This is a genomic window from Siccirubricoccus soli (genome assembly GCF_024178315.1).
Classification (GTDB): domain Bacteria; phylum Pseudomonadota; class Alphaproteobacteria; order Acetobacterales; family Acetobacteraceae; genus Siccirubricoccus; species Siccirubricoccus soli.
Genome location: NZ_JAMZIK010000034.1, coordinates 1 through 14,529 on the forward strand (window position 1 = coordinate 1; position 14,529 = coordinate 14,529).

The window sequence follows — 14,529 nt, forward strand, 5'->3', positions numbered from 1 at the left end:
CCGGGCGCCAGCAACTCGCGACGCGCCAGGTCCACTGTCCAGCCGTCGAAGCGCAGCTGGTGGACGGTGGCCCCGGCCGCAGCCTCCGCGGGAGCCGCCGCCGGACGGGCGCGGCGCAGCACCGCCCGGACCCGCGCCAGCAGCTCCCGCCGCCCGAAGGGCTTGGGCAGGTAGTCGTCCGCCCCGAGGTCGAGGCCGAGCACGCGGTCGGCCTCCGACCCCTTGGCGGTCACCATGACAACCGGCAGCGCGCCCCGCTCCGCCCGGAGGTCGCGGAGCAGCTCGATACCCGAGGCGCCGGGCAGCATGACGTCGAGCAGGACCAGGTCGACCTCGGTGTTCCAGAGCGTCTCCCACATCTCCCGGCCGTCGCGGACGCCGGTGGAGCGAAATCCGTTCTCGCGCAGCAGCCGGGCGATGAGGTGCCGCATCGCCGCGTCGTCCTCGACGACGAGGACATGCGCCTCCGGGTCGAGGCCGCGTCGGCCCGGCGGATCACCGGCCGGACCGCCGCCGCGGGCTGCGTTCATCCGGGGACTCGCGCGGGTGCCGGGCCGACCATCAGGCGGCGAGCCTCTCGCCCTCGAACCCTGCCTCGCGCAGCGCGCACGCCAAGGCGACTGCATCCGCCGCCCCCTGGACCGTGACCTCGCGGCGGCCGAGATCCACCCGAACCTCGGCCGCCGGGTCGACGCCGCGCAGGGCGGACGTGACCGAATGGGCGCAGCCGCCGCACCGCATGCTCGGGACCCTGAACACCACCATGCCGCCCTCCTGAAACTCGGGAGGCACCCCAAATGGGGTTTCCTACGGTGGGAAGGTCAAGCCCCCGGTCGAGGCAAAGCTGGCGCCGGGAATGGCCTTGACCTTCCCACGATGGGAAACCCCATCTTGGCCATCAGGCACCGCCACGGGGCGGCTCGGAACGGAGGCAGGCATGAACATCGGGCAGGCGTCGGCGGCCTCGGGAGTGTCGGCCAAGATGCTCCGCTACTACGAGGAGATCGGCCTCCTGCCGAAGGCGGCCCGTACCGAGGCGGGCTACCGGGTCTACTCGGCCACGGACGTGAACACGCTCCGCTTCATCCGGCGGGCGCGTGACCTCGGCCTGTCCATCGAGCGTATCAGGCTGCTGGTCGGCCTGTGGCGGGACCGGGAGCGGTCGAGCGCCGACGTCAAGCGGGTGGCCCAGGAGCACGTGGCCGAGCTCGACGCCAGGATCCTGGAGCTCACCGCCGTGCGCGACACCCTCCAGGAGCTCGCGGACGCCTGCCACGGCGACCACCGGCCCGAATGCCCCATCCTGCGCGACCTCGAGGGTGGGGCCCAGGCGCCTGCGCGGACGGCCGCCGTGAGAAATCATGTCGGATCCCGGAAGCGCGGCGGCGCCGGGCTCCCGTCCGGGTGCCACGCGGGTAGCCTAGGGACGCCAGACAAGTTCAACCGGGAACAGCAGGGACCAGGGATGCCAAGGGGTGCGGGCACATTCAGGAGGGTCATCGCGGGCTTGCTCGCGCTGGTCCTGCTCGCCATGCCGGGTCCCGCCATGCGGCACGCCTCGGCGGCCACCCTGGTCGTCCAGCAGGTCGCCGACCGGTGCGCCACACACGGCGACGCCACGCTGGCGCATGCGGTGCCGATGCACGCGGCGGTCTCCGCCCACGACCACGGCCAGCCCTGCGATCAGCCCGGTGACGAGCCGGGCCTCGCCTGTTGCGCGTCCGCGCAGTGCTCGGCCGGGTTCGAGGCGCCGCTGCCCGCCTTGGTCGGCCCGCTCCCGTCGCCCGGCGCCGTCGTCCGCTACGCCGCCCCGGAGCGCGGCACGCTCGGCCTTGTGGTGCCACCCTCGCTGCCGCCCCCGCGACACGCGGCCTGACCGGGCGCCCACGCGTTCGGTCGCGCCGACGGAGGACGCGGCGTCGTCCCGGCGCAGTAAGCCAAGCCGAATCTAGGAAACACAGGCCCCTTCCCGGGGGCGCCGCGACCCGCGTGGCCAGACGCACGCATGCACGCCCGCGGTCGCGGGGAAAGCAACAGGACCAAGCAGATGTCTTCGACGAACCAGAACCGGGCCGCCAAGCGCCTCCCGCTCCGCCTCACCCTGGCCGCCGCCGTTGCCGCGACGGCACTCGCGACCGCCGGTTCGCCCGCCCGTGCCATGGTGGGCGAGCAATACGAGCCGGGTGGATCGCCCGTGGCCACGACCTCCTACTCCGTCATGTCTCCGGAGGCCCTCGCGGCCGCGGTCAAGGCGGACCGTGACTACGTGACCGGCATGCGAGCGCACCACGCGGGCGCGCTCTCCATGTCCGAGGAGTACCTCGCCGACCCGAACGCCAGCAGCCCGGCCCTCAGGGAGCTGGCGCAGGCCATCGTCCACAACCAGAAGTTCGAGATCAGGCTCCTGGACGAGGTGGCGCGGAACCTCGACAGGCCCGCGCGGGTGGTCAACCTCGGCTTCGCCCGGCTCGCCTTCCAGTCCGGCGCGACGGAGGGACTGGGCCAGCGGGACCGCTTCATGAAGTACCCGATCCCCGGCCCGCTGGCGGCCGTGTTCTCGGAGGACGCGCCGGTCACTGAGCGTGACGTGCAGTTCGCCAAAGCCATGACCATCCACCACCGGGGCGCGCTCGACATGGCGCGTGCCTACCAGGCGGACCGGAACGGCCGGAACACCTTCCTCGGCCTGCTGAACATCGACATCGTCACCGACCAGACCCAGGAGATCGCGCTGATGCGGCGCGTGATCACGGCCTACGCGGGGGACGCCGAGGCAGTACTGGTGCCCGCCTCGATGGTCCACGGCATGGAGGGGATGGCGCATGGCGGACATGGTGGGCACGCCATACAGGCGTCCGCCACCGACCCGCACGCGGGTCACGGCGTCCCAGCAGCTCCGGCTCCCGCCCAGCGCCCTGGCGCGTCCGCAGGGCACTGCGCCGCACCCGCGCCGCAAGCCGCGCGGAACTAGGGCGGCCACGCACGCTAGGGAGCACGAAGTGCACGATCTGGCGGCCGCACGGCCGCCGGGCCATTTATGCCCATCGCATTGAGGACAGAATGATTGCGATGGACGGCGGCCGTAGATCGCTCGATGTTCCGATGTCCGCTCTGCGCCTCACCCGGTGGTCCAGGCTCCCTCATCACTGTCTCAGAGGCGGATGTGGCCCGTTGGACTCTCGTCAGTCAAGAAGGGCGGGAAGCGGCAGCAGAAGTTCCGCGCCCTAAAATCGAGCTCGTCGGCAGAGGGCCGCGGCCCCTAAATCAATGGTTCTGTTCTGTCCCGCTTGGGTGAGCGTTGCTCCCATCCCGTGTCAAACCCCTAGAAATCGCTTCGCGGTTTGATCCGAGGTCGCGCAGACGGCAAGCCGTCATCACAAGCGAGACGACGTTGCTTCAGTTGAAAGTTGATTTTGCGAGGCGGCGCATCGCCGATACCCCGCCGAGGCAGCAGATGTTCTTCATCTTCTTGGTTGGAGTGGTACCTCGGACATCGTTCGCTGCAAAAGTCGCAGTGATCGCAGATCAGCTTGCCGCATTCATCGCAGTTCGGATGCTGCGCAATGACTAAAGGGAAGTTGTTGCACGGGGCCCCGCTTCCGAGTCTTCCACCGCAGTAGGCGAAGATGGTCAGCATCGCATCTGACTCGGCCTTGCCGAGCATGATGTAGGGATGCGGGACGTCGAAGTGAACAAAGCGGATGCCGCTCCGCTGTATGCCTTCGGCACACTGCCCTAGGAGCTTAAGGAGCGCGTCCAGAGAGCCGACAGGATCCACAAGCCCTCCGCTGCTGCTTCCCTCCAGCTTGATCCTGATCTCGTACTTCAGATCCTCGTCTCTGAAGCCGGTCTCGCTCGAAATGTCCTTCACCAGATGATCCTTCTCGAAGTCCTCCATGACGAGCAACTTCCTTAGGAGCCGGATGAAAGCTGCGGCATCTTCTCCGCGCACACAGCGGGCTATGAACTCCGATATGGCAAACAGTCCGATCGTGGCCTTGGAGTATCCGGCAGTGCGAGTCGCGTCGGCCAGGAGATCGACGGCTTCCCTCTGTCCTAAGTTGAGTTGATGGTAGGTCGCCGTCGTCCTCTCGCGTCCGCACGCGATAGCGATAGCCAGGGTGGTGGTAGGCTGAAGGGCGAATATCAGCGACCAGTCCAAGAGAGTCTCATAGTCGATCGCTGCCTCTTCGATCTCGAACACCCATGGCGGAAGGGAGTTGTCGTGAAACTCGATTGCAACCTCCTGCGTCCGCCCCGCTAGGCTATTGATCGCGCGCCGTACGGTAGCGAGTTTGGCCATGGTGACCGTCCCGAGGAAAATCTGCTGCGCCTTCTCGGAAGAATCCTTTTTTGTAATCCTGGTTATGACGCCAGCAATCGCGACGTCCTGGTTCCTGTCTCGCTTGAATTTCGGGACATAGACGTGTCTAACCCTGGCGCGATAGGAGAGAGCATTCTTGACGTCGAGCAGTGCTCCGTCGACTTCGACATCGCCGCTCTTCCAGAGATGATCTCCGCTACCGACCTGCTCGATCGAGACGTCTCGGACGCTGTATGTGCCCAGCTGCTGATAGTAGCCGATGACCATCTTCTCGGCGGCTCGCGCATACGCCAGCGAACGGAGCGAGTTTTCCTTGAGCTTCTGGCCAGGTGGCGCTCCGGCATTCCTTGCCATGCGGCCGCTTTGCCAGAAGGAGATAAGCCGCAGATCTGCCTCATCGAGTATGCTGCCACCTACTCCGATGTAATCATCGATGCTGCAGCTTACGCTGGGCTCCTGCGAGTCACTGTAGGAGACACCGACTTTGACATTTCTCTTTATCGCGGCACTCACCGTGGACAATGGGAAGTCGCGCACATCGATGTCCGGCCGCGCCGCTCTGTAGGACAATACGCCCCAGTATGGGGCATCGGTGGAATTCCGGATCGGAATGAAATCGGCGACCGCACCGTGCAGTTCGCGTAGGAACTCCTCATCCTCAATGTCGCGCAGGACGGTGAGAGCACGCAGGTCCGACAGCGTGACCCGCCGCAACCTCCGGCCTCGTAGGTCGGCGGCAACCAATCGGGGACGATGCTCTCGTTCCAACGCTCTCTGGTCTGCCGCCTTGAGGATCAGACCGCTCCTATCCTTGTCGACGTAGAGATAGTAGACCTCGCGAGCACCCGTCGTCGGGGAGGGATCGGATCCATCAGTCGCCTTTCGAAGCCCGACCGCGAGTAGGCTGGCGATGCGATGTCGTAATTTGGCAGACTGCGTCACAAAGCAAACTCAACTTAACATTATAACGTGATCCGGGGTTATAAACTATTGCGGGTAGGAACGACAGATTCCTGATGTCTTAAGACGCATGACTTGCGTTACGGACGTCTGGTTGAACTCCGCCGCGCAACTGACGAATAGCGAGGTCCGCTTCTGTCCAACCAAGCCCTAGTGCACTGACGCAGACGGACGATTCACGCGGCTGCCGAGGCATGCCAGGCTTGGCGGATGGCCCAGGACGTTTGCGTCATTGTCGATGCTGGTGATCGCGCCCGACTAGCGGCGATTACCGCTGACCGGAACCGCCCGCAGAAGCACATCCAGCGTGCCCGGATCATCCTGCTGTCCGCCGACCGGCTGCCCGTCGCCGAGGTTGCCCGTCAGGCCGCGGCAAGCCGACCAGCGGTGTGGCGTTGGCAGGCACGCTACGCTCAAGCTGGGGTGGACGGCCTGCTACGCGACAAGACCCGTCCACCCGGCAGAGCGCCGGTGCCGACCGCAACCATGGCGAAGGTGCTGGCGCTCACCTGTTCCGCACCCCGGGGTCAGGCCACCCACTGGACCGGCCGGGCGATGGCGCAGGCCAGCGGCATCAGCCTGCGCTCGGTGCAGCGCATCTGGGAGGCTCATCGGCTGCAGCCGCACCGGCTGCGCAGCTTCAAGCGCTCCAACGATCCGGCCTTCGCCGAGAAGATCGAGGACATCGTCGGCCTCTACATGGATCCGCCGATGCACACCGTGGTGCTGTCCATCGACGAGAAGTCACAGATCCAGGCGCTCGACCGCACCCAGCCTGGCCTGCCGCTCAAGCCCAGCAAATGCGGCACTATGACCCATGACTACAAACGCAACGGCGTCACCGCCCTGTTCGCCGCGCTCAATGTCCGGGACGGCACCGTGCTGGGCCGCTGCATGCCGCAGCACCGGCACCAGGAGTTCGTCCGCTTCCTCAACGCCGTGGAGCGTGCCGTGCCCGGGGGCAAGCTGATCCACGCCATCGCCGACAACTACGCCACCCACAAGCATCCCAAAGTGCGCGCCTGGCTGGAGCGGCACCCTCGGTGGGTGTTCCACTTCACCCCGACCTCGGCCTCCTGGATCAACGCTGTCGAGGGCTTCTTCTCAGCGCTGAGCCGAAGGCGCCTGCGACGAGGGGTGTTCCAATCCGTCACCGACCTCGAGCAGGCCATCGCCCGCCACATCCGCGAGCACAACGCCACGTCGAGCCCACTCGTCTGGACCAAGCCCGCCGATACCATCCTTGCCAAGCTCACGCGGCTGCCTGCACCTTCCGAATGAGTCACTGCACTAGGTTCGACCTTTCCGCTTTCGGCCACGACCCGCCCTTGGGCCATCTTCAATGAAGTCCTGCAAAGGGTCGCGGTGGGGCATTCCTGAGGGCGTTTGGCATAACGCTACCCATCTCCGCCCACATTTCGAATGATTGCTGGTGCCGTCCGGGCGGTTCCGCGCCGACCTGGGCGCGTGCGATGGGAACCGCCCACCTCCGGGCCGCGTCGTCCGGTGCCGTGCCCGCACAGACACCCGAGGTTCGACATGACCGCTCCGCTTCCCCGGTGCCGCGCCCTCGTGGCCGCCGCCACCGCCCTTGGCCTGGCCGCGATGGGTCCGGCCCTGGCGCACTCCGAGCTCCACCACGCCGAGCCCGCCGACGGCGCCGTGCTCCGCGGTTCCCCGCCCGCCATCTCGCTGATGTTCGCGATGCCGGTGCGGGTGATGACCCTGAAGCTGCTGGACGAGGCGGGGCGCGAGAAGAAGCTGGCCCGCGAGGGCGAGCGCTCCGCCGCCGTCGAGGAGGTGCGGGCGACCGTGCAGGAGACGCTGCCGCCCGGCGGCTACCGGATCGAGTGGCGCGGCGCCTCGGCGGACGGCCACGTCGGCGGCGGCACGCTGGCGTTCCGGGTCGAGCGCGCCGCCCGGTGATCCTGGCCATGCTCCAGGGCGGCGAGCTGGGCTACGGCGCCGCCGCCGTCGCGCTGCGCGCCGTCTACTACGCGGGCAGCCTCGGCGGCGCGGGCCTCGCCTTCTTCGCGCTCCTGTTCGGCGCCCGGCTGGACGAGGGCGACGCCCGGCGGCTGCGGCACTGGGCGACCGGCGCCAGCCTGCTCGCCATGGTGTCCGCCACAGGCGCCCTGACCGCCCATGTCGGCGTCCTGATGGGTGGCGAGACTCTCACGGACCCGGAGGGCTGGAGCGTCATCCTCATTTCCCCGGCCGGTGCCTCCTACGCGCTGGGCGGGCTCGGCATGCTGCTCGTTGCGACGCTGGCCTTTGGCAGGTCCTGGACGCCCATGGCGGCGGCCGGTGGCGTCCTCATCTGCGCCAGCTATGCCCTGCTCGGGCACACGACCTCGCTCGCCCCCAGGCCATTGCTGGCGGGCCTGCTGCTGGTCCACCTCGCGATCGCGGCCTACTGGATCGGAAGCCTGCCGCCGCTCGCCTGGGCCTCGCGGCACGAGGACCCGACGGCCGCCCGCCTCGTTGAGGATTGGGCGCGCGTCGCAGCGGTCGCCGTTCCGGTTCTGGTGGCCGCTGGTCTCCTGCTCGCCTGGTGGATCGTCGGCGATCTCGGGCAGCTCGTCGGCTCGTGGTACGGATGGGCCCTCATGGCCAAGGTAGCCCTTGTGGCGGTCCTGCTCGGCTTCGCCGCCTGGCACCGCTTCCGCCTGACCCCGGCGCTGGCGGCCCGCGCCCCGGGCGCCGGGGCCAGGCTGGCCCGATCGGTAGCCCTCGAGGCGGCGGTCGCGCTGCTGGTGCTCTACGCGGCCGCCGAGATGATCTCGACCTCGCCGCCGGGCCTCGCGCACCGGATGCACTGAGCAGGGCCATCGTCCTGCGGCCCCAGTCCAGCGTTCCTATGATGCTTCGCAGTTGGAGATTGGTGACCGCATGCATACCCACTCGATGGACACCTGGAGGCACGGGCACACCTTCGGCCAGGACCGCCCGCGCGAGGGCGAGCGGCGGACGCTGCTCGTCCTCCTGCTCACTGCGGTCACGATGGTCGTCGAGATCGGGGCGGGGCTGGCCTTCGGCTCCGTCGCCCTCCTCGCCGACGGGCTGCACATGGGCTCGCACGCGGCCGCCCTCGGCATCAGCGCGTTCGCCTACGCCTACGCCCGCCGCCACGCGGCCAGCCCGCGCTTCGCCTTCGGAACCGGCAAGGTCAATGCCCTCGCCGGATACACCGGGGCGGTCCTGCTCGCCGCCTTCGCTCTGGCCATGGTCTGGGAGAGCGTCGCCCGCCTGCTGGACCCGGTCCCCATCGCCTTCGGCTGGGCGATCGCGGTCGCTGTGGTCGGCCTCGCGGTCAACGCCGTCTCGGTCCTGCTCCTCGGTGTCCACGACCATGGACATGACCATGGTCGTCACCACGGCCATGGTGACCACGATGAGCACGACCATGGGCATGGGCATGGGCGTCACGACCACGACCACGACCACCATGCTCACGGGCACGACCTGAACCTGCGCTCGGCCTATCTCCACGTCCTGGCCGACGCCCTGACCTCGGTGCTCGCCATCGCCGCACTGCTGGCGGGCCTGTTCCTCGGCGCTTGGTGGATGGACCCGCTGATGGGCTTCCTCGGCGCCGCGCTGGTGACCCGCTGGTCCTGGGGCCTGCTCCGGGACACCAGCCGCATCCTGCTCGACCACCAGGCGCCGGAGCCGGTTCTGCGGGGGGTACGCGAGGCCATCGAGCGCGTGGCCGACAACCGGCTCTACGACCTGCACGTCTGGTCGGTAGCGCCCGGCGTCCACGCGGCCGCGATCGGTGTGGTGACCCACACGCCGCGCCCGCCCGAGCACTACAAGGCGCTCATCCCGGCGGAGTTCGGCGTGGCCCATGTCACGGTCGAGGTGCAGGAGTGCCGGGAGGAGGTTTCAGTGGCGCATGGTCGAGCCGCCTGAGGCCGAGGAGCCAGAACCCTGACCTTTGGCTGCCTTCGGTTGCGCCCTGAGGCGGAGCAGTTCGGGGAACCTGTCAGATCCCCCGCTGACTGAGAGATTTGGCATCGGAGTCGAACCGTCCGGTGCCCGGCTTGCAGTGCGGCAGACCCCAGCCAACCGGGTATCCGATCCCCGGCGCTGGGCGGCCGATGCCCTCCGTTCATGTCCGGTACGCCCAGAACAGCGATGCCGTCGGGATGACCAGCCATTGGGCCACGGGCGACAGCCCAGTCCCCAGCCATGGCAGCGTCGGCATCAGCTCCGAATAGGCCCAAGCGCCGCGGGCGAGGTTCGCCGCCTCGCTGTAGAAGGTGTAGCCGAGGCCGATGGTGATGGCCGCGGCGGCGACCGGCACGAAGCGGCGCCGGGGCCACTCTGGCGAGCCAAGGAACAGCAAGGCGGCGACGAGAGAGCAGGCCGCGATGAGGACGTCGCCCAGGGTGCAGTGCAGGGCCGCGAAGGCGATCTCGCCCGGCGTGCCGGTCCGCCAGAGCGTGTAGAGCGGCATCTGCGCGAATTCCCAGGCGAGGTTTCCGACGGCAACCGCGGCCAGGTGACGCCGGAACGCGGAGAGCCAGTCCGGTGTGCCGATGGAGTCCCCTTCCCCTGCCGTCACCGGTCCGCGGGCGCGTCCGGCCGCTGCGCCGAACCCGCGCCGTGGTCGTGCCCGTGGTGCATGAACAGGTGCATCAGCGGGCAGGCCAGCAAGAGCAGGTAAGGCAGGGCGCCGAGCGCGTGCGCGTAGTGCTCCCGCAGGATGTAGAAGGCGGCGACGAGGCCGAACCCGATCAGGGCGATGCCGCCCTTGCTCCGCCACCAGGGTGCTCGCGTCCGATCGTGCATCTCAAGCCTCCATCGACGACACGGTAGGCCCTTCCTTCCGCCACCGCGTTGCGCTGGATCAACCGGCCGCTCAGTGATGCCGATGCTCCGGTGCCGGGGCCGCCGTCGGTGCCGCGCTGGTCGCGCCTGCAGGCCCACCGATGCCCTCGCCGGTGGCGTGCGCGGGCGGCACCGCCCGCTGCATTCCGCCGGGCTCCGCCGCGCAGGCGGCAAGCAGGGTGGCCGCCAACGCGAGAGGGGCGCCTGGACATACTTCGTCATGCTGGCCCGCAGCTCCGGCCGGGACGGCAACGGTCCGCGGCCGACACGCTGACACACTACGTCATGGAAGGCGGCCCAACCTCGACAGGCCCCCCGGTGTTCTCGGCCTGCCGCGCGCCAGCGCTTGCCAAGGGCAGCCTCGACCGCGCGGCTCCAGAAATCGGAGGGCGGCGGCATGGCGGACAAAATGCTCGATTGGATGGGACGGCTGTCGGGGGGCGGGGCCCAACCGGCAACGGAGCAAACCGAGCGCGAGCAGTTCTCGGTTGCCCTCGCGGGTATGCCGGACCACCAGCTCGCCGTCGGCGGCGCCGGGGGAGACAGCTTCGGCGGCACCGGCGCGGCCGACCACTACTGGGGCCTGGGCGGCGCGGACCAGCTCGGCGGCGGGCCCGAGGGCGACGTCCTGATGGGTGGCGAAGGGCCGGATCTGCTCTCCGGCGGCCCCGGCATGGACCACCTGCACGGCGGCGGGGGCAATGACACCCTCTACGGCGCAGCGGACGGGGACGCGTTGGCGGGCGGGCCGGGCAACGACTACCTCGACGAGGGACCGGGCCACAGCGGCATCGAGGGCCAGGAGGGCGACGACACCCTGGTGGGCGGCGCGGGTCCGGACGCCTTCATCGTGGACCGCACCAGCGGCGGCGACGTCGTCAGGGACTTCACCCCGGGGCCGGGCGTGGGCGACCACATCGCCCTGCACGACATCCGCTGGGCCGACCTGACCATCGACGACACCGCGGACGGCGTGAAGGTCAGCTGGGAAGGCGGCTCGGTGCTGCTGGAGGGTGTGCATAAATCCGAGCTGGCGCAGGACGACTTCATGTTCTTCGACGAGCCGGACCTCCCGCCCGGCGCCCGCGCGCCCGACGGGCCGACGGAGGAGCGCCCCACCCCGAGCGTGGACGGGCCGGAAATCACCGGCTCCCTACCGGCGGCTGACAAGAGCCTGGTCCCCGGCTCCGGCGACCCCGCCCACACCATCGCCTTCGACATGTACGCGGCCACCATCGGCACGGAGCATGGCGACCGGCTGGTCGGCAGCGACGACTGGGACCAGATCTTCGGCCGCGCGGGCGCCGACATCCTGCTTGGCAAGGGCGGAGACGACGTCCTCGACGGCGGCGAAGGCAGGGACTTGCTCCTGGGCGGGGACGGTCCGGACCAGCTCGAGGGCGGCCAGGGCAACGACACCCTGATCGGCAACACCGGGAACGATGAACTGGTGGGCGGCGACGGCAACGACTGGCTCGCCGAGGGCGAAGGCCACGGCATGCTGCAGGGCGGCCGCGGCGACGACATCTATGTGGGCGGCGCGGGCTCCGACGCCTTCATGGTGGCGCCCGACAGCGGCAACGACGTGGTGCTCGATTTCCGCGCGACCGGCTTGGCCCAGGGCGCCTTCGACCACATCGCGTTCATGGGCATCGACGCCACCGACGTGACCGTCGAGGACACCTTCCTCGGCGCCAAGGTCTCGTGGGATGTCGACCACGTCGGCGGGGAGGACGGCTCCATCCTGCTCCTCGGGGTCGCCGAGGACGACCTGCGGCAGAGCGACTTCATGTTCGAGACGCCGCAGTTCGTCGCGGGCGTCAACGACTTCGGGTCCTGGTACATCTTCGCGTAACGGCGCCCGCCCCGATCGCGCCTTTGCCAGCAGCAACGCCGCTGCTGGCAAAGGCGTACCGCCGTCTCAGGCCGCCATCTTGCGGCAGCTCTCGGCGCAGCGGCGGCACTGCTGCACGCACTCCTCCATGCCGCCGACCTGCTCGCAGCTCTTCGCGCACTCGTCGCAGATCTCGGCGCACTCGCGGCAGGTGTGCTTGTGGTGGTGGGTGCCGATGAGCATGAAGGCGGCGGAGGTCCGGCAGATTTCGGCGCAGGCCATCATGATCCGGAAGTGCTCCGGCTCCGCATGCTTGCCGCCCTGCTCCAGGCAGTGGTTCATGGCCATGCCGAGGCAGGTGCTGTGGCAGCGCAGGCATTCCTCGATGCAGGCGCGCATCTCGGCGGACATCTGGTGCATGGTCTTCTCCCGTTCGAGGGGCGCCTCATTGGCGGATCGTGGAGGCGGCGCCGTGACCCCCACCTCCGGCATCCGGAGCCACCGCCGCGAATACCGACAAGCGGCCGGGCCCTGGCGAAGCCCGTGGACCTTCCCGACCCCGGGTGAACCGCGCCCGGGCCGAAGGGTTCGCGCCCTCGATTGCGACAAAACATGTCAGCGCGCCGCCGGACGGCACCCACCTTGACCTTCCCATCGTAGGAGGCACCACGTTGCGGGCTTCGGATCAGAACCGGCCCGCCGAGGCGGCCCACCCCGGAGACGGCAGCATGAGCGGTAAGCACCAAGGCCACGGGCACGAGCACCACCAGGGCGAGCACCGGCATGGACCCGGCTGCTCTCATGGCGATGGGCACGGGCAGCACGGCCACGGGGACGCGGCGGTGGCCGAGGCTGGCCTGGTCACCGGCCCGGTTTGCGGGATGAAGGTGAATCCGGCCACCTCGAAGCATCGCCTCGAGCATGGCGGGACAACGTACCACTTCTGCTCGGCGGGCTGCCGGACGAAGTTCGAGGCCGATCCGGACAAGTACCTGAAGCCGGAGAAGGCGGCTGCGCCGACGGCGGCTGAGAAGGCCGCCATCTACACCTGCCCGATGCACCCGCAGATCCGGCAGCAGGAGCCGGGCAGCTGCCCCCTCTGCGGCATGGCCCTGGAGCCGCTGGAAATCACCGCCGAGGCCGCCCCCAGCGAGGAACTTGCCGACATGACCCGGCGGTTCTGGATCGGCCTCGTGCTGACCCTGCCCGTCGTCGTCCTGGAGATGGGCGGCCACATCCCCGGCCTTGGCCTGCACCACCTCGTCTCGCCCACGGTCTCGACCTGGGTCCAGTTCCTGCTCGGAACGCCGGTCGTGCTCTGGGCGGGCTGGCCGTTCTTCGTCCGCGGCTGGCAGTCGGTGGTGAACCGCAGCCTGAACATGTTCAGCCTGATCGCGCTCGGGACCGGGGCCGCCTACGCCTACAGCGTCGTGGCGACGCTCGCGCCTGGCGTCTTCCCCGAGGGCTTCCGAGGCATGGACGGTACGGTGGCCGTCTACTTCGAGGCGGCCGCCGTCATCACCGTCCTCGTGCTGCTCGGCCAGGTGCTGGAGCTTCGGGCGCGCGAGGCGACCGGCGGCGCCATCCGCGCCCTGCTGAACATGGCGCCCAGGACGGCGCGCCGCATCCGGCCGGACGGCTCGGACGAGGAGATCCCCTTGGAGGAGGTCCAGGTCGGCGACCGGCTGCGCGTGCGGCCGGGCGACAGCATGCCGGTGGATGGCGAGGTGCTGGAGGGCGGCGGAGCCGTGGACGAGTCCATGGTGACCGGCGAATCCTTGCCCGTGGAGAAGGCGCCCGGCGCCAAGATCATCGGCGGCACGGTGAATGGCACCGGTGCGCTGGTCATGCGCGCCGAGAAGGTCGGCTCCGACACCATGCTGTCGCGCATCGTGGCGATGGTCGCCGAGGCGCAGCGCAGCCGGGCGCCGATCCAACGCATGGCCGACACGGTGGCGGGCTGGTTCGTCCCCGCGGTCATCGCGGTCGCGGCGTTGGCCTTCGTGGCCTGGGCCGTCTGGGGCCCGTCCCCGGCGCTCTCCTACGGGCTGATCGCCGCCGTCTCGGTGCTCATCATCGCCTGCCCCTGCGCCCTGGGCCTGGCCACGCCCATGAGCATCATGGTTGGCGTCGGCAAGGGCGCCGGTGCCGGGGTGCTCATCAAATCGGCCGAGGCGCTCGAGCACATGGAGAAGGTCGACACGCTGGTCGTGGACAAGACTGGCACCCTGACCGAGGGCAAGCCGAAGGTCGTGGCCGTGGTCCCGGCGCCGGGGCTGACCGAGGCCGAGGTGCTGCCGCTCGCCGCCAGCCTGGAGCGGTCGAGCGAGCACCCGCTGGCGGCTGCCGTCGTCGCCGCGGCCAGGGAGCGTGGCGTGGCCTTCGGCGAACCGGCCGATTTCGCCTCCGTCACCGGCAAAGGGGTGACCGGCACGGTGGACGGGCGCCGGGTCGCGCTCGGCAACGCGCGGCTGATGCAGGAACTCGGGGTGGAACTGGGCGAGCTGGCCGCCCGCGCGGACGAGCTGCGGCGCGAGGGCGGCACGGCGCTGTTCCTGGCCGTGGACGGCAAGCC

General features: G+C 69.4%; 14 protein-coding genes. 8 read left to right on the top strand and 6 right to left on the bottom strand.

The window, feature by feature from the left end; translation table 11 throughout:
• Positions 1–530 (bottom strand): response regulator (locus NJ376_RS06465; protein ID WP_252952433.1); only part of this gene is annotated, 530 nt, incomplete at its 3' end.
• 31 nt (positions 531–561) lie between these two features.
• The gene (locus NJ376_RS06470; RefSeq protein ID WP_252952434.1) at positions 562–765 is read right to left on the bottom strand and encodes a heavy-metal-associated domain-containing protein; all 204 of its coding nucleotides are present in this window, start codon (positions 763–765) and stop codon (positions 562–564) included.
• Positions 766–937: 172 nt separating this feature from the next.
• Between NJ376_RS06470 and cueR the strand changes: the two genes are divergently transcribed.
• Complete coding sequence (gene cueR, locus NJ376_RS29480; protein WP_252952435.1) at positions 938–1,876, top strand: Cu(I)-responsive transcriptional regulator; 939 nt, start codon at positions 938–940, stop codon at positions 1,874–1,876.
• A gap of 171 nt (positions 1,877–2,047) precedes the next feature.
• Positions 2,048–2,971: a DUF305 domain-containing protein gene (locus NJ376_RS06480; protein ID WP_252952436.1), complete on the top strand. Its 924-nt coding sequence runs from the start codon at positions 2,048–2,050 to the stop codon at positions 2,969–2,971.
• A gap of 351 nt (positions 2,972–3,322) precedes the next feature.
• Here the strand turns inward: NJ376_RS06480 and NJ376_RS06485 are convergent, their stop codons facing one another.
• Entirely contained in the window at positions 3,323–5,266 is a 1,944-nt protein-coding gene (locus NJ376_RS06485; RefSeq protein ID WP_252952437.1) for a hypothetical protein, read from the bottom strand.
• 228 nt (positions 5,267–5,494) lie between these two features.
• Here NJ376_RS06485 and NJ376_RS06490 point away from each other — a divergent pair, with 228 nt between their 5' ends.
• The 4 genes from NJ376_RS06490 to dmeF all read left to right on the top strand — a co-directional run bounded on the left by NJ376_RS06490 (position 5,495) and on the right by dmeF (position 9,199).
• On the top strand, positions 5,495–6,565 hold the full coding sequence (locus NJ376_RS06490) for an IS630 family transposase (protein WP_252952438.1): 1,071 nt from the start codon (positions 5,495–5,497) through the stop codon (positions 6,563–6,565).
• Between the two features lie 258 nt (positions 6,566–6,823).
• Entirely contained in the window at positions 6,824–7,210 is a 387-nt protein-coding gene (locus NJ376_RS06495; protein WP_252952439.1) for a copper resistance CopC family protein, read from the top strand.
• A gap of 8 nt (positions 7,211–7,218) precedes the next feature.
• Entirely contained in the window at positions 7,219–8,106 is an 888-nt protein-coding gene (locus tag NJ376_RS06500) for a CopD family protein (RefSeq protein ID WP_252952440.1), read from the top strand.
• Between the two features lie 70 nt (positions 8,107–8,176).
• Positions 8,177–9,199, top strand: a complete 1,023-nt coding sequence (dmeF, locus tag NJ376_RS06505; RefSeq protein WP_252952441.1) for a CDF family Co(II)/Ni(II) efflux transporter DmeF — start codon at positions 8,177–8,179, stop codon at positions 9,197–9,199.
• A 199-nt stretch (positions 9,200–9,398) separates the two neighbouring features.
• Here the strand turns inward: dmeF and NJ376_RS06510 are convergent, their stop codons facing one another.
• Both NJ376_RS06510 and NJ376_RS06515 read right to left on the bottom strand, forming a co-directional pair.
• Entirely contained in the window at positions 9,399–9,746 is a 348-nt protein-coding gene (locus tag NJ376_RS06510; RefSeq protein ID WP_252952442.1) for a hypothetical protein, read from the bottom strand.
• Between the two features lie 104 nt (positions 9,747–9,850).
• Positions 9,851–10,081 (bottom strand): DUF2933 domain-containing protein, encoded by a 231-nt coding sequence (locus tag NJ376_RS06515; protein WP_252952443.1) that lies wholly within the window; start codon positions 10,079–10,081, stop codon positions 9,851–9,853.
• Between the two features lie 436 nt (positions 10,082–10,517).
• On the opposite strand from NJ376_RS06515, the gene NJ376_RS28965 reads away from it, so the two are divergent.
• The gene (locus tag NJ376_RS28965) at positions 10,518–11,975 is read left to right on the top strand and encodes a calcium-binding protein (protein ID WP_305879964.1); all 1,458 of its coding nucleotides are present in this window, start codon (positions 10,518–10,520) and stop codon (positions 11,973–11,975) included.
• A 66-nt stretch (positions 11,976–12,041) separates the two neighbouring features.
• Here NJ376_RS28965 and NJ376_RS06530 read toward each other — a convergent pair whose 3' ends face one another.
• On the bottom strand, positions 12,042–12,374 hold the full coding sequence (locus NJ376_RS06530; RefSeq protein WP_252952444.1) for a four-helix bundle copper-binding protein: 333 nt from the start codon (positions 12,372–12,374) through the stop codon (positions 12,042–12,044).
• Between the two features lie 308 nt (positions 12,375–12,682).
• On the opposite strand from NJ376_RS06530, the gene NJ376_RS06535 reads away from it, so the two are divergent.
• The coding region (locus tag NJ376_RS06535) for a heavy metal translocating P-type ATPase (protein WP_456309050.1) at positions 12,683–14,529 on the top strand (1,847 nt) is incomplete at its 3' end.